Annotated in this window: 17 protein-coding genes and 2 pseudogenes; 10 read left to right on the forward strand and 9 right to left on the reverse strand. The window is 69.6% G+C overall.

Annotated elements, in window-relative coordinates:
• Positions 1-47: 47 nt before the first annotated feature.
• Together ACIBN2_RS33655 and ACIBN2_RS33660 are read left to right on the forward strand one after the other, a co-directional pair.
• Positions 48-356, forward strand: coding sequence for a hypothetical protein (locus ACIBN2_RS33655; protein ID WP_399140255.1), 309 nt, complete (start codon positions 48-50; stop codon positions 354-356).
• A 204-nt stretch (positions 357-560) separates the two neighbouring features.
• The gene (locus tag ACIBN2_RS33660; RefSeq protein ID WP_399140137.1) at positions 561-869 is read left to right on the forward strand and encodes a WhiB family transcriptional regulator; all 309 of its coding nucleotides are present in this window, start codon (positions 561-563) and stop codon (positions 867-869) included.
• Positions 870-922: 53 nt separating this feature from the next.
• On the opposite strand, the gene ACIBN2_RS33665 is transcribed toward ACIBN2_RS33660, so the two are convergent.
• Positions 923-1,663 carry an SDR family oxidoreductase gene (locus tag ACIBN2_RS33665; RefSeq protein ID WP_399140139.1) on the reverse strand — a complete coding sequence of 247 codons (741 nt, stop codon included), beginning with the start codon at positions 1,661-1,663 and terminating at the stop codon, positions 923-925.
• 95 nt (positions 1,664-1,758) lie between these two features.
• On the opposite strand from ACIBN2_RS33665, the gene ACIBN2_RS33670 reads away from it, so the two are divergent.
• Together ACIBN2_RS33670 and ACIBN2_RS33675 are read left to right on the forward strand one after the other, a co-directional pair.
• Complete coding sequence (locus tag ACIBN2_RS33670; RefSeq protein WP_399140140.1) at positions 1,759-2,337, forward strand: TetR/AcrR family transcriptional regulator; 579 nt, start codon at positions 1,759-1,761, stop codon at positions 2,335-2,337.
• Positions 2,338-2,528: 191 nt separating this feature from the next.
• Entirely contained in the window at positions 2,529-4,418 is a 1,890-nt protein-coding gene (locus ACIBN2_RS33675) for an arabinofuranosidase catalytic domain-containing protein (protein ID WP_399140253.1), read from the forward strand.
• 49 nt (positions 4,419-4,467) lie between these two features.
• Here the strand turns inward: ACIBN2_RS33675 and ACIBN2_RS33680 are convergent, their stop codons facing one another.
• On the reverse strand, positions 4,468-5,391 hold the full coding sequence (locus ACIBN2_RS33680) for an AraC family transcriptional regulator (RefSeq protein WP_399140142.1): 924 nt from the start codon (positions 5,389-5,391) through the stop codon (positions 4,468-4,470).
• A 70-nt stretch (positions 5,392-5,461) separates the two neighbouring features.
• On the opposite strand from ACIBN2_RS33680, the gene ACIBN2_RS33685 reads away from it, so the two are divergent.
• On the forward strand, positions 5,462-6,847 hold the full coding sequence (locus ACIBN2_RS33685) for an FAD-dependent oxidoreductase (protein ID WP_399140144.1): 1,386 nt from the start codon (positions 5,462-5,464) through the stop codon (positions 6,845-6,847).
• 18 nt (positions 6,848-6,865) lie between these two features.
• On the opposite strand, the gene ACIBN2_RS33690 is transcribed toward ACIBN2_RS33685, so the two are convergent.
• Both ACIBN2_RS33690 and ACIBN2_RS33695 read right to left on the reverse strand, forming a co-directional pair.
• Positions 6,866-7,288, reverse strand: coding sequence for a DUF6003 family protein (locus ACIBN2_RS33690; RefSeq protein ID WP_399140146.1), 423 nt, complete (start codon positions 7,286-7,288; stop codon positions 6,866-6,868).
• A 63-nt stretch (positions 7,289-7,351) separates the two neighbouring features.
• Positions 7,352-8,476, reverse strand: a complete 1,125-nt coding sequence (locus ACIBN2_RS33695; protein WP_399140148.1) for an ABC transporter substrate-binding protein — start codon at positions 8,474-8,476, stop codon at positions 7,352-7,354.
• A gap of 117 nt (positions 8,477-8,593) precedes the next feature.
• On the opposite strand from ACIBN2_RS33695, the gene ACIBN2_RS33700 reads away from it, so the two are divergent.
• A complete protein-coding gene (locus tag ACIBN2_RS33700; RefSeq protein WP_399140150.1) occupies positions 8,594-9,547 on the forward strand; it encodes a hypothetical protein in 954 nt (317 codons plus the stop codon).
• A gap of 107 nt (positions 9,548-9,654) precedes the next feature.
• On the opposite strand, the pseudogene ACIBN2_RS33705 reads toward ACIBN2_RS33700, so the two are convergent.
• Positions 9,655-11,545, reverse strand: a pseudogene (locus ACIBN2_RS33705) (discoidin domain-containing protein); the annotation flags it as partial.
• Between the two features lie 6 nt (positions 11,546-11,551).
• On the opposite strand from ACIBN2_RS33705, the pseudogene ACIBN2_RS33710 reads away from it, so the two are divergent.
• Positions 11,552-11,695: pseudogene (locus tag ACIBN2_RS33710) on the forward strand (beta-1,3-glucanase family protein); the annotation flags it as partial.
• 131 nt (positions 11,696-11,826) lie between these two features.
• Here ACIBN2_RS33710 and ACIBN2_RS33715 read toward each other — a convergent pair.
• The gene (locus ACIBN2_RS33715) at positions 11,827-12,555 is read right to left on the reverse strand and encodes an SDR family oxidoreductase (RefSeq protein WP_399140151.1); all 729 of its coding nucleotides are present in this window, start codon (positions 12,553-12,555) and stop codon (positions 11,827-11,829) included.
• 97 nt (positions 12,556-12,652) lie between these two features.
• The gene (locus ACIBN2_RS33720; protein WP_399140153.1) at positions 12,653-13,321 is read right to left on the reverse strand and encodes a nitroreductase; all 669 of its coding nucleotides are present in this window, start codon (positions 13,319-13,321) and stop codon (positions 12,653-12,655) included.
• Positions 13,322-13,465: 144 nt separating this feature from the next.
• Between ACIBN2_RS33720 and ACIBN2_RS33725 the strand changes: the two genes are divergently transcribed.
• The gene (locus tag ACIBN2_RS33725; RefSeq protein WP_399140154.1) at positions 13,466-14,116 is read left to right on the forward strand and encodes an FMN-dependent NADH-azoreductase; all 651 of its coding nucleotides are present in this window, start codon (positions 13,466-13,468) and stop codon (positions 14,114-14,116) included.
• A 35-nt stretch (positions 14,117-14,151) separates the two neighbouring features.
• Here the strand turns inward: ACIBN2_RS33725 and ACIBN2_RS33730 are convergent, their stop codons facing one another.
• Both ACIBN2_RS33730 and ACIBN2_RS33735 read right to left on the reverse strand, forming a co-directional pair.
• Complete coding sequence (locus tag ACIBN2_RS33730; protein WP_399140156.1) at positions 14,152-14,637, reverse strand: MarR family winged helix-turn-helix transcriptional regulator; 486 nt, start codon at positions 14,635-14,637, stop codon at positions 14,152-14,154.
• 81 nt (positions 14,638-14,718) lie between these two features.
• Positions 14,719-15,024 (reverse strand): hypothetical protein, encoded by a 306-nt coding sequence (locus tag ACIBN2_RS33735; RefSeq protein WP_399140158.1) that lies wholly within the window; start codon positions 15,022-15,024, stop codon positions 14,719-14,721.
• Positions 15,025-15,232: 208 nt separating this feature from the next.
• Here ACIBN2_RS33735 and ACIBN2_RS33740 point away from each other — a divergent pair, with 208 nt between their 5' ends.
• On the forward strand, positions 15,233-17,494 hold the full coding sequence (locus ACIBN2_RS33740) for an ATP-binding protein (protein WP_399140159.1): 2,262 nt from the start codon (positions 15,233-15,235) through the stop codon (positions 17,492-17,494).
• A gap of 209 nt (positions 17,495-17,703) precedes the next feature.
• Complete coding sequence (locus ACIBN2_RS33745) at positions 17,704-18,720, forward strand: bacteriocin fulvocin C-related protein (protein ID WP_399140161.1); 1,017 nt, start codon at positions 17,704-17,706, stop codon at positions 18,718-18,720.
• Positions 18,721-18,780 lie beyond the last annotated feature (60 nt).

Raw genomic sequence — 18,780 nt, forward strand, 5'->3', positions numbered from 1 at the left:
CTGCCTGGTGAGGCCCGGTCCATGCGCTGACCTCGGATGTTGACGGTGTGGCAGGTGTGCCGACGGTCCACAACCGTTGTTCCAGGGATTCGACGGTTTCCGGCTCGCTCGCCCGTGTGTTCGGCTCAGTCGCGGGCATCCGGATCGCACACGGTACGCACCGACTTCACGAACGGACGGACATCATGCTGGCGATCCTCTCGGCGGTCTTGTTCTTCATCTCCTTCCTGATCAATGCGGCGGACATCTCGACCAACGACACCTTCACCTCGACCAATGTGATGCTTCTCGGGCTGACCGCGCTGGCGTTGCACGTGGCGGGAATCGGCAGCGGCTGGAACTGGCGCAGACGCTGACGCACCACGCGCCGGCCTCGGTTGTCGCCGGTAGGGGGCGCCCTTAGCGCCCCCGCGCGTGGAAAGCAATCACCGCTCACCCGAAGGTGTGACGCTCGCAGCAGATGAATGAACGTTTCCCTCAACTGCGTGATGTCATATGCCTGTTGCTTTCAGCAAACGGCAATTCGTCATGCAGGCCAGGGGAGAGGACGGCATCACCGGATGGTGGACACCAACTGGGGCGAACAGGGGCTGTGTCGAACGGCTGACCCCGACGACCTCTTCGTCGAAGGCACCGCGCAGAACCGCGCCAAGACACTGTGCGGCGGCTGCGGAGTGAGAACCGAGTGTCTCGCCTACGCCCTCGACCAGCGCATCGAACACGGCGTCTGGGGAGGCATGACCGAACGCGAACGCCGGGCCCTGCTCCGCCGCCGCCCGACCGTCACCTCCTGGCAGCGCCTCCTCGCATCGGCCCGCGCGGAGCACGACCGCACGCACGCCACGGTGGTTGCCCTCAAGGCGAGTTGACGCCCGCCGCGTCCATGGCGGCGGCCGTCTCGGTGCACCCGCGACAGCGGACGTCACGTCTGCACGGTGGGCCGGACATTGATCTCGCCGATCTCGACGTCCGCCGGCTGTTCGACGGCGAAGGCGACCGCGCGGGCAACTGCCGCCGGGGGGATGCCCATTGCGGCCATGTTCTCGCGTGTCTGCTCGCGGATACGAGGGTCCGCCATGGAGTCGGCGAGGTCGGTCTGGACGTACCCGGGGGAGATGGCCGTCGTGCGGACCACCCCGTCGGTGGACTCCCTGCGCAGTCCCTCGTGGACGGTGCGGACCGCGTTCTTGGTCGCGGCGTAGACGGCCATCGAGGGGGACACGGACAGGCCGGCCACGGAGACGATGCTGACCAGGTGGCCCGATCCCTGCTCCCGGAAGACGGGCAGCGTGGCGGCGACACCGTTCAGCATGCCGCGCAGGTTGACGTCGATCATGGCCGACCAGCCTTCGGTGTCGAGGTCGGCCAGTGGGCTGATCGGTGCGATGCCGGCGTTGTTCACCAGTACGTCGATACGGCCGTACCGCTCGACGGTGGTGGCGACCAGGCGGCGCAGGTCCCCGGCGACGGTGACGTCGACGACGCAGCTGGCAGCGCGGCCCCCCGCCTCCCGGATCTCCCGCGCTATCGCGTCGATGCGCTCGCTGCGGCGTGCCGCGAGGACCACCGTCGCGCCGCGCTCCGCGAGCAGACGGGCCGTGGCTTCGCCGATGCCGCCGCTCGCTCCGGTGATGGCGACGACCTTGTCGTGAAGTGAGAGCACGACTGCCTCCAGGTAAAGTGGACACGTGTCCGGTGAGTCGTCCACCCTACCGGACACGTGTCCACTTGTCAGGGGCGGACCATCAGGAGAGGCCCATGAGTGCGTCGGCGCGCCGGACGGACGCGATGGAGAACCGGACCCGCATCGTCGAGGCCGCCCGCGCGGCCCTCGCCGAGTCCGACCACGTGCATCTCAACGAGATCGCCAAACGGGCCGGCGTAGGACAGGGAACGCTCTACCGGAACTTCCCCAACCGCGAAGCGCTGCTCGCCGAGGTCTACCGCCGGGACGTCGACGAACTCGTGACCGCCGCCTCCGCGCTGCTGGCGGAGTACGAGCCCGTGGAGGCCCTGCGCCACTGGTTCGACCGCGTGATCGACTATGCCGAGGTCAAGTACGGCGTGCTGGCGGCGCTGGAACCGTCGGCGTGGCAGGACCTCGTCGACCACAGCCGGAGCCCCATCGAAGGCGCCCTCGGCCGCCTGCTGGACGCGGGGAAGGCGGACGGTTCCCTCCGCGGTGACGTGGACGCCCGCGGGGTCCTCCTGCTCATCGCCTACCTCGGTCGGCTGGACCGGGACGAATGGCGGTCGAAGGCGCGGCCCCTGATGAACGTCGTCCTCGACGGCCTTCGCCGCCGGGATGCGGAAGGGTGCGGCCGAGGACCGGAGTGACGCGTGAGGATCGCGGCAGAATCGGGTCGGAAACAAACACATTCGAACCACTGGGCAAAAGCCCACTCAAAGCAAGGAAACAAATATTGACGTGTATCAACAGATTGCGTAACTTCCGAGCCGACTGCAGGCGGCACGGATGGGCAATGACGCAATTCGCGCGCGAAAACGAAACTCGGGAAAGGGTTGTCATGTATACATCAATACGTTCGCTCGGCCGGACGGCTTTAAGACGCGGTCCACGCGTGACGCGGCGGGCGGCGAGATGCCTGGCCGCCGCGGCGACCACACTGGGACTCGTCCTCGCATTTCTCATCGGCCTGCCCACGACGTCGCAGGCGGCCGGCTCACTGCCGTGCGACATCTACGGAGCCGCCGGCACCCCGTGCGTCGCCGCGCACAGCACCACGCGAGCCCTGCTGTCGTCCTACAACGGCCCGCTCTACCAGGTCACCCGGGCCTCCGACGGCGGCAAGGCGGACATCGGCCTGCTGTCCCAGGGCGGCTACGCCAACGCCGGCCAGCAGGACACCTTCTGCCAGAACACCACATGCCGCGTCTCGAAGGTCTACGACCAGACGTCGCGGCACAACGACCTCCTCCCCGGCCCGGCGGGCACCGCGGGCGGCGCGGACCGCGGGGCGGACGCGAGTGAGATCGCGGTGACGGCCGGCGGCCACAAGGTGTACGGCATCTGGATCTCGCCGGGCGTCGGCTACCGCTACACCGGCGTGGCCTCCGGCGTAGCCGTCAACGGCCGGCCCGAGGGCGCCTACATGGTGGCCAGCGGTACGCACGTCGGCTCCGACTGCTGTTTCGACTACGGCAACGCGGAAAGCACACCGGCGGACACCGGCAACGGCCACATGGATGCCGTGAGCATCGCGACGACGTGCTACTTCGCACCGTGCACCGGCTCGGGACCCTGGGTCGAGGCCGACATGGAGAACGGCATGTTCCAGGGCGACAACGGCTCCAACACCGCCAATCTGGGCAACAACAGCGCCTATGTGACGGCGGTGCTGAAGAACAACGGACAGACCGGATACGCCCTCAAGGGCGGCAACTCGCAGTCCGGCGGACTGTCGACCTGGTGGGACGGCGCCCTGCCCACACGCGGCGGCTACCGGCCCATGCAGCAGGAGGGCGGCATCATCCTCGGTACCGGCGGCGACAACAGCAACCGCAACCGCGGCACCTTCTTCGAGGGCGTCATGGTCGCCGGCTACCCGACGGACGCCGCCGACAACGCCGTTCAGGCCAACGCCGTCTCCGTCGGCTACTCCGGCGAGACGGACGTGCCCAACGGGCCGCAGGGAACGATCACCGGACCCGGCGGCAAGTGCGTCGACGCCGCCGCCGACGACACCGGCGGCAACGGAACCGCCGTACAGCTCTGGGACTGCCAGACCTACGCCGAGGACCAGCACTGGCAGCACAACGCCGACGGCTCCCTCAGCACCATCGGCAAGTGCCTCGACATCGTTGGCAACGGTACGGCCAACGGGACCAAGGTCGAGTTGTGGGACTGCAACGGTGTGGGTGGCCAGAAGTGGGTGCAGCAGAGCGACGGTTCACTGCGTAACCCGCAGTCGGGCCGCTGCCTCGACTCGCCGAGCGGCGCCACCGCCAACGGCACACGGCTGCAGATCTGGGACTGCAACGGCGCCGCCGCGCAGAAGTTCGCGGTGAACGGCGGCGCCCCGGCCCTCGGCCCCGGCGGCAAGTGCGTGGACGTCGACGCCGACGACACCGGCGGCAACGGCGCGGCCGTACAACTCTGGGACTGCCAGTCCTGGGCGGTCGATCAGCACTGGTACCACCGCTCCGACAGCTCGCTGTCGACTCTCGGACGGTGCCTCGACATCGTCGGCAACGGTACGGCCAACGGGACCAAGGTCGAGTTGTGGGACTGCAACGGCGTGGGTGGCCAGAAGTGGGTGCAGCAGAGCGACGGTTCGCTGCTCAACCCGCAGTCCGGCCGCTGCCTGGACTCGCCCGATGGCGCCACCGCCAACGGGACGCGGCTGCAGATCTGGGACTGCAACGGCGCCGCCGCGCAGAAGTTCGCGCTCAACTAAGGCCGTATGAAAGGGAGTCGGTGTCAGGGTGCCGCCCGGCACCGACTCCTCAAGGGCTGCGCCGTGCCGCGGATCGCCGCAGCCGGGCGGGTGTGGTGCCGGTGACGGTCCTGAAGGCACGGCCGAAGGCGGACGCCGAGCGGTAGCCGACGCTCGCGGCGATGTCGTCGAGGCCGCGCGCGGTGGTGGTGAGCAGGTCCGCCGCCACCGTCATGCGTGTCCGCGCCAGGAACTCGGCGACGCCGACGCCCGTAGCGGTGGAGAAACGGCGCACCAAGGTGGCCCGGGAGACGCCGGCGACCCCGGCGAGGCCGGCCAGGGTCCATGGCCGGCCCGGCTCCTGGACCACGGCGTTGACCACGGCCTGCAGGCCCGGATCCACCACGGCCGTCCACGGTCCCGAAAAGGCCGCGGTCTGCCGCTCGTCGGTGCCGCCTTCGCGCAGGGCCAGGGCGAGAAGCGCCTCGCAGAGTGAGGCAAGCAGTGCGCCGGCGCCGGGACCGTCGATCGACGCCTCGTTGCGCATGAGTGCGCCCAGCAGGCGCAGCGGAGAGTTCGCGGCCATGCCGAACGAGGCGTGCAGCACATCGGGGAGCCCGTCGAACAGGAGCGCCCCGGCGCCCGGCCGGTAGGCGTAGTGGCCGCAGAAGAGGTCCACCGAGGGCACGCCGTCGCTGCGCAGGGTGGTCACCGAGGCGCCTTCACGCCGCTCGGCGCGCACCGGAGGCACCTGGGCGGTCACGCGCAGGCGGTGCTGCCCGGCGCGGGGAAGCACGAGGACATCGCCCGCGGACAGTTCGAGGGTGTGTCCGCCCGACTCGGCCACGCAACTCCCCTCCAGCAGCACGTGGAAGGGCACCTCTCCGGGCGGGCGGGGCGGGTTGTCCAGGATGTGGCTGCCGGTCAGAAGGCAGCGCACGTCGACGGAGGCCTCCAGGCGGGCCATGCGGATGAGGGTGCTGATCGCGTCCATGAGCCCATCTCGACGGAAATTGATCCAATTCTGACTTGTGGGATCGCCGGCCTCGGCCGAGTCTAGATCCATGGACGCACTGCACGCAGACCTGCTGGTGATCGGCTTCGGCAAGGGCGGCAAGACGCTCGCGGCCGCCATGGGACGCGCGGGCAAGCGCGTGGTGATGGTGGAGCAGGACGCCTTGCTGTACGGCGGAACCTGCATCAACATCGCCTGCGTACCGACCAAGGCGCTCATCCACCGCGCCTCCAGGAGACCCGAAGACGTCGACCCCGGCACGTGGTACGCCGCATCCATCGCGTCGACCGCCTCGATGACGTCGGCCATGCGGGACAAGAACTTCCGCATGCTCGACACCCTCGACACGGTCACCGTGCTGACCGGGACGGCGTCCTTCCTGGACGAGAAGCGGGTCGAGGTCGTGGCAGGCACCGACCGGCTCGAGATCAGCGCGGACTCCATCGTGATCAACACCGGGGCCGATCCCGTGATCCCGGACGTCCCCGGCTTGCGGGGGAGCGCGCATCTCGTCACCAACGCGGACCTGGTCCGCTCGGCCGACATGCCGCGCCGTGTGGCCGTCATCGGTGGCGGCTACCAGGGCATCGAATTCGCGGCGATGCTGAGCCGGTACGAGATTCCCGTCACCGTCCTGGAGAGCGGCGACCGAATCCTGCGCAGGGAAGACGAAGACGTCGCCCGCGCCGCGGAGACGATCCTCCGGGAGGAGGGCATCACCTTCGTCACCGGAGCCCGCGTCACCGAAGTCGCCGACGCCGACGCCGCTGCCACCGTCCATTACGAGACGCGTGACGGGACACGGGGCATCGTCGAGGCGGAGGCGGTCCTCGTCGGTACCGGCCGTGCGCCACACACCGCCGGACTACGCCTGGAGGCCGCCGGCGTGCGCACGGACGAGCGCGGTGCGATCGAAGTGGACGAGTACCTGCGCACCAGCCGTCCGCACATCTTCGCGGTGGGAGACGTGAACGGCGGACCGCAGTTCACCTACATCTCCCTCGACGACTACCGCATCGTCGCCGGCCAGATCATGGGCACCGGCGACGGCAAGCGGTCCACGGCCGACCGCGTCGCCGTTCCCTACACCCTCTTCATGACCCCGCCGCTCGCCCGGGTGGGCATGACGGAGAAGGAGGCACACGCCCTCGGGCGGTCCGTGCGCGTGGCGGCCAAGGACGTCGCCGCGCTGATGGCCATGCCGCGTGCCAGCATCGTGGGCGACGTCCGCGGAATGATGAAGTTCGTCGTGGACGCCGAGACCGACGAGATCCTCGGCGCGGCGCTCCTCAGCGTGGACGCGCAGGAACTGATCAACACCGTGGCCCTGGCGATGCGCGCCGGCGTGACGGCCGGCGGCCTGCGCGATGCCATCTGGACCCACCCGAGCTCGACGGAAGCCTTCAACGAAGTCCTTGCCACGGTCGTGCGCTAGCGGGCTTCTGGCGGGCTTCTAGTGGGCTTCCGCCTTGATGAAGGCAAGGTCCTCACCCGTGAGCTCCGCGATGCGGTGCGCCGGCACCCCGGCAGCCAGGGCACGGGTCAGGAGAGCGCCCCGGCCGTCGGTGCAGGAACGGTAGGCCAGCAACTCCTGCTCCAGCTGCGCGACGCTCGGCGGCGCCATCTCGTGACGCAGGCGGCTGAGTTCCTCCTCCCCGAGGGGCACGGGCAGCCGCTCGGCGCCCTCGGGAATGGCCGCCGTCTCCTCCGGCGAAACCAGCCGCAGCTCGGAAGAGGTCACCGTGACACCCTGAGCGCCGAGCCACGCTCGGACCGCGGGGGTCTCCATGCAGGCCAGTTCTCCGACGGCCACGGGAGGCACGCCCAGCGTCGCGGCCGTGCCGTCCAGCAGGACGAGGTAGGCGTCATCGGTCATCGTCGTGGCCCTTCAGCAAAGTGCGGTTCGGTCTGCCGCACCTGATACCCGGCATCGGCCGCCTCAGCCGGTGCGAAGGACGCGAAAGCGATCGGGTGCCGCCGGGTCCCGGTCGACGACTTGGACGGGTGCCCACGCCCACTGCCAGACACTGATGCCGGGCGCGCGGGAGAACCGGATCGGCCCGCGGGTGCCCTCGACCGCAACTCCCGCCCACGACGCGGCGATGCGCTCCCGGTCCACTTCGCCGGTGCGCAGCACATCGGCGAGAACGGCGACGGTGTCGTAGCCCTCGAAGGCGACGAACGAGGGCGCTCGGCCCAGCCGTTCGTGCAGGGCGGTCTCGACCCGGGTCCCAAGAGGGCCGAGACGCTCGGGCAGGTAGCGCAGGAACGGGATCCCGGCGCCGTCCTCGCCCAGCAGCGCCGCCCATTCGGCCAGCTCCGGCTGCCCTGCCGGAGCGCCCATCAGGATGTCGCCTAGGCGCTTGTCACCGCGGACGGCCCTGACGATCGACACGGCCGGCTCCGGAAGGCCGGTCAGCAGCAGGAGGGCCGTCGCGCCGTGGTCGACGAGCGCGTCGCACACGGCCGAAGCGGCGAGCGCGCCCATGTCGAGCTCGACGACGGTGCCGCCGCGCGGAGCGAGGTGATCCCGCAGAATGCGGGCCCCTGATTCCCAGTAGACACTCGGCTGGGCCGCTACGGCGATCCGGCGGTGGCCCGCACCGAGCAGATAATCCCCGTAGATCCGCCAGCCGTGGGACTGCGCCGGAGCCAGACGCGCGACCCGATCCGTCGGTTGCTCGGTGAGCGCGTCGAGAACCGCCGACGAGCAGAGGAACGGCAGCCCGAGGGCATCGGCCTTGGCGGCAGCGGCGCGAGCGACGACGCTGTGATACTCCCCGGCCAGAGCGGCCACGCCCAGACCGGCAAGTTCCTCCACGGCCGCGTCGGCCTTCCGCGGATCGGCGGCGGTGTCCCGGACCACCAGCTCGACCGGCCTGCCGAGGACCCCACCGGATTCGTTGACGTCGCGAACACCCAACTCGAGTCCAGCGAGCAGGTGCTGACCCGCCTCGACCCAGCCGGGCCGGGTCAGCGGAACCAGAGCGCCGATCCGAACGGCGGAGCTGTCGGGCCGCTGAGGGACGGGGTGCGATGCCGGCGTATTGACCATGGCGGACATTGCATCCATGACCTTCGCCGGCCGGCAACTCATTACCGGGACATCGATGTCAGTGACGCTTGTTATAACCGGGGGTGCAGGCACTCAGTGGGGGTGTCCTGCACCAAGGAGGGGATTGTGACTGTGCACAGACGCGCAGGTTCACTGCGGTCGCTGCTGGGCGCGTTATTGGGCCTCGTGGTGGCGGCCGGTCTCAGTGTCGGGGCGACCGGAACGGCATCGGCGGCCACCGGCGCACCGGCGGCCGTGACCAAGTACAGCTTCACCAGCCAGGCCGGTGACTACATCGGTCAGGGCGGCAGCGCCGCCTACACGCCGTCCACGGCGACCGTCAGCGTCGGCGGCGACGCGGCGTATGTGCGGTTCAGAGTGAGCACCGCCGACGAGTCGTGGGACGTCGACCTCGCGGCGCCCAGCGGAGAGCAACTTCGGCCGGGCGTCTACCGCAACGCGGAGCGCGCCGCGTTCCGGACCGGGCGGGCCCCCGGACTCGACGTCTCAGGAGACGGCCGCGGCTGCAACGAGGTCTACGGGCAGTTCTCGGTCAACCAGATCGAGACCGACGCGTCCGGAGCGATCACCGTCCTGGACGCCACCTACACCCAGCACTGCGAGAGCGCCGACGCCCCCGCCCTCAAGGGTGTCCTCAAGTACCGCGCCTACCCTCTCTCCTACGCCTACACGAGCGATCCCGGGGACTACATAGGCCAGGGAGCGCCCCAGACGCATCAGGGCGCCACCAGCACCTTCTCGCTCAGGCCCTATGGGGACGGCGTCCAGTACGGCGTCTCCGGCAAGCGGGAGTACTGGACCGCCCTCCTCACCCCGCCCGACGGCGAACAGTTCACGGCCGGGCACACCTACCAGGCCCAGCGCAGCCACGGTGCCGGAGTGGCAGGACTTGACGTGTTCGGCAACGGACGCGGCTGCAACACCGTGACGGGAGAGCTCACGGTGACCAAGCTGGCCCGCGGTGACGACGGCGCCGTCAAGGCGCTCGCCGCCACCTTCGTACAGCACTGTGAGGGCGGCGGACCCGCTCTGCACGGCACGATCCACTACTACGCCTGACCCTGTGGGGGCCTCGGCCCCCTGAACCGGGGCGACCCCCTGCCGAGACCCGCGATGTGCGGCCCCGGCAGGGGTTCACCTGGTCAGGACGTGGCCGGTCCCGTCGGTCAGGGGAACGACGTCAGCTTCGACGGCACGGTTTCCGTCCCCGATGTCGGTGCACCGGTGTTGTTGACGACGTGGGCGTACTGGCCCTTGCCGCCGAGGGAGATCACGAGGACGTCGTGCAGCTTCACGCCGGCGGTGACCGGGACCTGGAAGCCGTGTGCCTGGACGATCGTCGGATCTGAGGTGTAGTTGCAGTAGCTGCCCAGCCCCCACGCCTCGTGCTGGGTCACGGTGTCGGCGACCTTGTAGGCCGCGTAGCCGACGATGCCGTCATGGGTGATGGCGGCCGCGTTCGGGGCGTCGTAGGCCTTCTCGTTCTGGAAGAAGATCGTGCGGTCGCGTTCGCCGCTCCACAGGACGTCGTGCTTGTTGAAGTGCTCCACGAACAGCCCGGTGGCCAGGACGTCGTCGCCGTTGACGCGCAGGCCGTAGTCGGCCCGGTTGGTGTCCCAGCCGACGCCGTCGCCGTGGTCGGCGCGCCAGAGCCAGGTGTGGTCGATGACGACGTCGTCGCTGTTGACGACGACGGCGTTGGTGGCGAGGCCGGGGGCCGGCCCCGCCGATACGGACGAACACGTCCTGCATGGTGGTCGGGTCGGCGGAGTGGTCGGCGCTCGCACCGGGCTGCCCGATCCGCAGCAGGGTGTCGGAGTTGGCGGCGCCCGCGTCGATGAGGAACCCGGCGAGCCGCACGCCGTCGACGTCGGCCACGTGCATGGCGTCGACGCCGTTGTCCGGCACGATCGTGGCCAGGCCCAGGCCGAGCACCACGGTGTCGGGGCGTGTCACGTCGATGGTCTGGTCGAGGTGGTAGACCCCGGGCGTGAACAGGAGATTGAGGCCCTGGGCGAGCGCCTGGTTGATGGTGGCGGCGGTGGCGCCCGGCTTGACGACGCAGAACTGGTCCAGGGGGAGCGAGGTGCCCGCGTTCGCCGGCCAGGACACGCCACGCGCGTTGGTGCGCTTGGCGGGGACGAACACCTTGTAGGTGCTGCCGTCGAGGTAGAGGAACGGCTTCTCCCGCGAGACGGGCGTCGTGTCGAGGGTGGTGTACGGACCCGAGTCGAAGTTGGTCGCCGGGGCGCCCTGGACACCGGTGAACGTCATGTTCCACGCGCCGTTGGTCCAGCCGCCGACCGAGCTGTCGCGGGTGTACCACTGCTGCTGGGAGTACGGGCCGACGGTGCCGTCGATCTTCGAGTCGGCGATGTAGCCGCCGGAGGCCCAACCGTAGCCGTTCGGGGCCAGGTTGAGGCCGCCCTGGACGTGGATGCGGCGGAAGGGCGCGGCCTGGGCCACGGCCCAGCGGTCGGTGCCGTTGGACGGCTTGATGGCGAGGTTCTCCGCCGAACGCCAGAAGTTCTGCGTGGCGTTGCCGTTGAACCAGCCCGCGTCGACGGTGACGTCACCGTTGATCTGGGTGTCGTCGGGGTTGAGGCCGAGCCCGGAGATCGAGGTGTAGAAGCCGATCTGGGCGTTGATGCCGTTGTAGGTGCCGGGCTTGAGCAGGAACTGGTAGCGGCCGCTGCCGAACTGGCTGGACTCCTGCTGGGCGAAGACGTCGTCGAACTTCTGCTGCAGGTTGGCGGTGTTGGGGTCGACGACGATGACGTTCGGCCCCAGGTCGCCGCCGCCCTGGACCGGGGGAGTGGTGCTGCCGCCGGACCCGGTGTGGACGGCCACCTCCCACAGGGAGTAGCCGTAACCCGTGGCGCGGACCGTGCCGTTGATGCGGACGTACCGGCCGGAGCCGCTGACGTCGCAGGAGACCGTGCCTCCGCTCGCGCCGGTGACGCTCTTGAGCGTGCTCCAGTGCTGGCCGTCGGTGGAGGCCCGGATCTGGAACTCCCTGGCGTAGGCGGCCTCCCAGGTCAGGTCGACCTTGCACAGGCGGCACCGGCGAACTACTACGCCAAGTTCTGGCACGACAACGCGATCAACCAACTCGCCTACCGGTTCCCGTACGACGATGTGGCGGGGCAGTCGTCGTTCATTTCCCACGCCGATCCGCAGTGGCTGCTGGTCGCGGTCGGCTGGTAGGCGGAGCGATGACGCGGACGTCGAACGTGCGCTGATGCTCCGACCGGCGGGTCCGGCCGGGTCCCACCAACTCGGTGGGACCGGACCCGCCGGACAACGCTGGTCGTCTGCCAGAGGATCTCCGTGCGAGGTCAGGAGAGCCAGTCGGTGTACCGGGTGGGCGCGAGGTGGGCGTCCTTGTCGGTGAGCACGTCGCCGCGGACGGCGGCGAACATGCCGGCGCTGGGATCGGTGACGACCGTGCGGTGGTCGCCCTTGTGGGACAGGGTGATGCGGCCCAGCTCGTCCAGCGTGAAGATCTCGGGGCCGGCGATGTTGCGGATGCCGTTGAGCGGGGCGCCCACGGCGACCTGCGCCACCGCGTCGGCCACGTCCTTGGCGGCGATGGGCTGGATCGGCGTGGCGGGCAGCCGGACGGTGTCGCCGTCGGCGGTCCAGGACATGGCGGCGTCCATGAACTCCATGAACTGGGTGGCCCGCACGATCGAGTAGGGGACCGGCCCGTCCGCGAGCAGCTTCTCCTGGAGGACCTTGGCCTGGTAGTAGTCCAGCGCCGGCACCTGGTCCGCGCCCACGATGGAAAGGATGACGAAGTGGCCGGCGCCGGCCTTGTGGGCGGCGGCCAGGAGGTTGTCCATCGAGGTCTGGAAGAAGGCCGGGGAGGCTTCGTCGAAGGTCGGGGAGTTGGTCAGGTTGACGACGACGTCGGCTTCCGCGACCGCCGTGTCCAGCCCCTCGCCGGTGATGACGTCGACTCCGGTGGACTTCGAGTGAGGTACCGCCTGATGCCCGGCGGCGTTGAGCTTCTTGACGACCTGCGATCCGATCAGTCCGGTACCGCCGATGACTGCGATCTTCATGACTTGCCTTTCGTCGTTTTTGCGCAATATGACATAGGGGAAACTGGCTGGCGCGGCAGGAAACGCCCGTCCTGACTCCGTCGGGGGACGGGCGGCGTCAGCGACGGTCGAGGAACGTGACCGTCTCCTGGAGCGGCGCCCGGCCTGTGCGGGCCGGATCGACCGTGGTGTCCTCGAATCCGATCGACATGCCGCAGAAGAGCATCAGCTCGTCCGGGGGTGACAGGACCTCCGCGACGCTGGCGTGGAACTTCGCCCATGCCATCTGGGGGCAGCTGTGCAGCCCCTCGGCGCGCAGCAGCAGCATCACGCTCTGCAGGTACATGCCGACGTCCGCCCACTGGGGCGCGCACATGTCACGGTCGATGTAGCAGAACAGGGCGGCGGGGGCGCCGAAACAGTTCCAGTTGGCGGAGGCGGCCCGCTGGCGCGCCTCCAGGTCCTCTCGCGGAATGCCGAGAGCGCCGTAGCGCTGCTCGCCGAAGGCGGATCGGCGTTCGCGGTAGGGGGACTTGAGTGCCGGCGGGTACTGCTCGTATTCGGCCTCGTCCCAGGGGTCACCCGCGGCCAGGCGCTCCCCGGCGCGCTTCTTGATCTCGGCCAGCGCCCCACCGGTCACCACGTAGGCACGCCACGGCTGCATGTTCGACCCGGACGGCGACCAGGCCGCGGCGGTCATGACGCGCTCCAAGGTCTCCCTCGGGACCGGCCGGTCGATGAACTCCCGCACGGCTCGGCGGGTGGTGACCGCCTCGTAGACGTCCAAGATCGCTCGCCTTCCTTGTACTCGACGCATTCACTTCCGTTGCGAACGAGACGGTATCATTCAATACGTTCACGTGCTTAACTAACGAGGGTACGAACCACCGCCCCGGCTGCCGCCGCGGGCGTGACATCTGGGAGAACGATCATGGCCACGCTGCTGCACATCGACTCGTCCGTACTGCCCGGCGAGGCGTCCTCGTCCAGGTCGGTCACGGCCGCCTTCCGTGCGGTCTGGGAGGAGCAGCACCCTCGGGGCGCCGTCCTCTACCGCGACCTGGCCGCCGACCCCGTCCCGCACATCACTGCGGACGCCTGGTCGGCCGGTTACACCGTCGCTTCCGAGCGCACCCCGCAGCAGTCCGCCGCGTTCGCCGCGCGCGTACGGCTCATCGAGGAACTGGAGCAGGCGGACGTCGTCCTCATCGGCGCACCGATGTACAACTACTCGATCCCCTCGACCCTGAAAGCGTGGCTGGACAACGTGTTGCTGTTGGGCCGTACGGCGGGGGAGGAGCCCTCCGCCCAGGGCACTCCGGCGATCGTGGTCGCCAGCCGGGGCGGCTCCTATGCGCCGGGCACCCCGCGCGAGGGCTTCGAGTACGTGCAGAACTACCTGGAGGCCGTCCTCGGGCGCACCCTGGGTCTGGACCTCGACTTCATCGTCCCCGAACTCACCATGGCCCCGCGCAACCCGGCCATGTCCGAACTGGTGCCGCTCTGGGAGGCGTCCCGTGCGCGCGCCTTCGAGGAGGCGAGCATCAAGGCCAAGGGCCTCGCGGAGCGCCTTGCCGTGTGACCGCGGGGGCAGGGGGGGCCGTGCGTCAGGCGTGCTTACGCCTTGTTCTCCGGGGGATGGGCGAACCGGGTCAGCAGATTGGTCAGCAACTCCGTCTCGCCGGGCTTCAGTTCGCCGACCAGGCTTGCTGTCGACGGTTCGGCCGCCGCATGCGCGGCGTCGTAGAGTTCAAGCCCCTTGGGCGTGATCTCCACCGCCCGCGCCCGCCGGTCTCCCGGAACCGCCTTGCGAACGGCCAGCCCCTTACGTTCCAGGTCGTCCACGACCCGCATGACTCCCGCCTTGTCGGTGCCGGTCGCCATCGCCAAGTCCCGCTGCATCGTGGGCCCTTGGTTGACCAGCACGATCAGCACCGCGAAATGCCGCAACTCGATGCCGAGCGGCCGGAGAGCCTCACCCATCACCGCGGCGGCGCGCCAGTGCGCCCGGCGCAGAAGCAGGCCGAGCGCGAAAGGCGACTCGTCTCCGGGGCGGTCGGTCGCGCGCGGGGAGGCGGCGGGGTCAGGGGCGTCGGCGGGCATATGGCCAGTTTACCGCCGTCCACTCGTCCGATACCGTCTCATTTGAAACCATGAGGATCGTGTTCCGGCTGTCAGCTGCCGTCAGCCGTCATCCCGCTCGGGATCGGTCCCGTGAAATTCGTCCCGACCCGAGTTCTGCTGCCCGTGGTATTGCCTGTTTGGGCGGTGCGCGAGTTCACCGAGAGCGCTGTTGATACGGCTGATTTCCCAGAGCAGGTAAACGCTCGCGCCGGCGAACGGGATCCATACGCCCCATTCGAAGACGCGCACCACCAGGTACAACAGGCCGGCCAGGACAACGAACTTGACGACGATTTCGCTTGTCTGGTTGCGTTCGCCGAGAACACGCGGTCCGCGACCGTGGATTCGCTGCGGGTGTGAGTTCATGCGATCCCCCTTGCGCCGTGACTGCGCATCATGCCTCCGGCAACTGCGCAGGTGCTACCGGCTTGCGGCCTTGTGTGCTCGCTCGGCTGCCTTCGCGACTCATCGTAGAACGGCCGTTCAGGCACACTCGTACGGCAGAGCATGCTCATGGCGACCCGCTCGCGCCGAACAGCTCACCTACGGCCGAACGTCCTGGTAGGAAGATCCTGTGGAAGATGTCTTCGCCGCGGCGATCAGGCGGTTCAGGTTACGGGCGGGGCTCACCCAGGAAGCCCTGGCCGAGCGATCCGGTGTTTCGGTCAGCACGATCCGCGGCATGGAGACCGGTAAACGGCGCAACCCGCAGCTCGCGTCGGTGCGCCAACTGGCCGCCGCTCTCGACCTGGGGCCGACCGAGCTGGACGGACTGCTGGCCGCGGCGACGGGCGCCGCCGAGTCCCCGGCTATCCCGGTACCACGCCAACTGCCCGCGCCACCGGCTCCGTTCGTGGGCCGGCATCGCGAACTCGACCGGCTGGACGCCGCGTTGAAATCCCGTTCGGGTGCGGCGAGCACCGTGATCATCTCCGCGATCGCCGGAGCGGGCGGGGTCGGCAAGTCGTGGCTGGCGTTGCACTGGGCTCACCGCAACGCCGACCGGTTCCCGGACGGACAACTCTTCGTCGACCTACGGGGCTTCAGCCCTGACAGCGAACCGATGGACCCCGCCGTGGCGGTACGCGGATTCCTCGACGCGCTGGGCGTCGAGCCGGGCCGCATCCCCGTCGCCCCGCATGCCCAAGCGGCCTTGTTCCGCAGCCTGGTGGCGGACAAGCGCATGCTGCTGCTGCTCGACAACGCTGTCAACACCGCCCAGATCGCCTCCCTGCTGCCGGGCGGCGACACGTGCACCGTGGCGGTCACCAGCCGCAACCGGATGTCGGGCCTGATCACCGGACACGGCGCCCGCCACCTGTCCGTCGACACGCTGACCGACGCCGAGGCCCGCGGACTGCTCGCCGCCCGGCTCGGCTCCGCACGCGTCGACGCCGAACCCGCGGCGGCGGCCGAACTCGTCGGACTGTGCGGTGGGTTCCCGCTGGCGCTGAGCATCATCGCCAGCCGCGCCCACACCCAGCCGCGCCTGCCCCTGGCCGATCTCGCCGACGAACTGCGCGACGGCGCACTCGACGTGCTCGACGACGCCGATCCCGCCGCGAGCCTGCCCGCCGTGCTCTCGTTGTCCCACCACGCGCTGACCGACGAAGAAGCCGAGGTGTTCGGGCTGCTCGCGATCGCGCCCGGCCCCGACATCAGCCCCGCTGCCGCCGCCAGCCTCACCGGTCGCGGCCGAAGCCGGACCAGGGCCCTGCTGCGCAGGCTGGAACAGGCATCACTCATCGGCCAGGACGCCGCCGGCCGCTACCGCATGCACGACCTGATCCGCCGCTACGCCGCCACCGCCCGCAACCTCGCCGACAGCACCCGGAAGGCAGCCCTGCGGCGGGTGCTCGACTTCTACACGCACACGGCCTACGCCGGCGCCTGTCTCCTGGATTCCCACCGGGAGTCCATCGAGCTCGCCCCGCCGGGAGCTGACTGCGCCCCGCAGCCCCTGCTCGACATCCCGGCGGCGATGGAGTGGTTCGACGCCGAGCACCAGAACCTGCTCGCCGCGCAGTCCACCGCCGCCGCACACGCCCTGCACCGCACGGCCTGGCAACTGGCCTGGACGCTGAACGACTTCCACTACCGGCGAGGACACCGTCATGACCAGCTCGCCGTATGGCAGCTCGCGGTCGACTCCGCGAGCCGACTTCCCGACCCCGACGCGCAGATCCTCAGCTATCGGCTCCTCGGCCGCGCCCACATCGTGCTCGGACACGTCGAGGAAGCGATCGAAGCCCTGAACCAGGCTCTCGCCCTGAGCGAGCAGCAGAACGACCGCGCCCTCCAGGCCCACGCGCACTACACACTCGCGTCCATCTGGCCGGACGGCCGGCGGGCGCTGGAGCACGCCAGACTCGCACTCGACCTCTACCGCGGTCTCGACGAGCCGATCCGGGAAGGCAACGCCCTCAACGCCGTGGGCTGGTACGCCGCACGCCTCGGCGAGTACGACTCCGCCCGCGAGCACTGCCAGGCCGCTCTCACGCTCTACCAGCACCACCAGGACGTGAACGGCCAGGCACAGACCCTGGACAGCCTCGGCTACATCGACCACCACAGCGGGCGCCACCACGATGCCGTCCAGCACTACCGCCAGGCCATCAGCCTGTACCGCGACCTCGACAACACCTACGAGACCACCGACACACTCGAGAGACTCGGTCACGCCCACGCCGCCCTGGGCCACCGCGACCCGGCCCGTGCGGTGTGGCAAGAAGCACGGGACCTGTTTCGGCAGCAAGGGCGCGACGAGGAGGCCGACCAGGTGGAGCGACAGCTCGACGGCCTCGATGAAGAGCACAGCCCGGACAGCGCCCATTGACCTCCCGAACCGGTCACACGTGAACGGTTCGTGAGCTGTTCCCCCGTAGTGCACGCCAGCAGGCTGGTGCAGCCGGCTCGGGCCAGATGGACTCGAGGGCCTTCCCGCCTGCCCAGTCCCCCCGGGGAGGGCGGGCGAGAGAGGCGAACACGGAGATGCGTATGGGCCGGCTGTCCGCAACTTTCCATGGGGGAATGGAGATTCCACAGATGCGTACCACTGACGGACAAGGCTCCGCCGAGTCCGAGTCCGAGTCCGAGTCCGAGGTCCGCTGGATGCTGGCCTTCGACGCGTCGTGCTCGACGTGCCGTGCCGTGTCCTCGATCGTGTTCAACGCCTGTGCTGGACAGCTGGAAGTGGTCGCGCTCGGCCGTGCCGATGTCCGCGCCTGGCGTTCGAGCGCACTGGGACCCGACGCCCCCTGGGCACCGACCCTGATCAAGGTCACCACCGGCACAGGTGACGTCACTGCCGCGCCGGAGCGGCCCGCAATCCGTCGTGAGTCCGCCCGTGCGTGGACAGGCCCGTCGATGACGCTCCGGCTCGTGCGACGACTGGGCCCGCGAGCCACGCTCCGCGTCCTGCGCGCGCTGGGTGAGGCGCGGGAGGAGAACCGCCCACACGCCGGCTCGGGCTCCAGCCGCGCGCAGTTCCTGCGCGTCGCCGGAGGGCTCGCGGTTGCCTCGACCATCTTGTTCAAGGGCGGTACGCCCGCTTTCGCGGAAGGCCAGGACGCCGTGGCGGCCAACGCATGGGTCGAAGCGAACGCCGAGCGCCTGCCCACCGGCTACGCCGAGGTGACCGCCCTGCCCCTGGCCCACCGTCGCGCCGTGCACGCGGCACTGCCGCCGGCTGCCCGCAGCCATCTGTGGGTCGAGCACATCGACCGATTCCGGACCGCGCACCCACACCTCACGGCTCGGCAGAGCACGGTCCTCGCACGGGCCCGCGACACCGCCTCCGACCCGGCCACCTTCCAGCGACGGCCGCTCGCACGCCCCCAGCACTGCGATCTGACCGAGTCCGCGATCGCCGCGTTCGGCAAGGAGGAGGCCGTACAACTGCTGGCCACGCTCGGACCGTCGGAGACCCTGGCGCAGGACTGCGCCTGCAGTTCGTTCTCGGACGCGTGCATCTTCAGCGACTGCATCGGCGGTGGATGCACCATCTCCGACGGCGGCTGCGGCAAGTTCTGGATCTGGGACTGTGACGGGACCTGCCGCTGAGCGGAAATTCTCAACTGGCCGATTTCGCTTGTCGATTCACCGGGTCCGGGCTGTCCGCCG

Origin of the sequence: Streptomyces sp. NPDC050534 (assembly GCF_044457745.1) — a bacterium.
Taxonomy (GTDB): Bacteria; Actinomycetota; Actinomycetes; order Streptomycetales; family Streptomycetaceae; genus Streptomyces.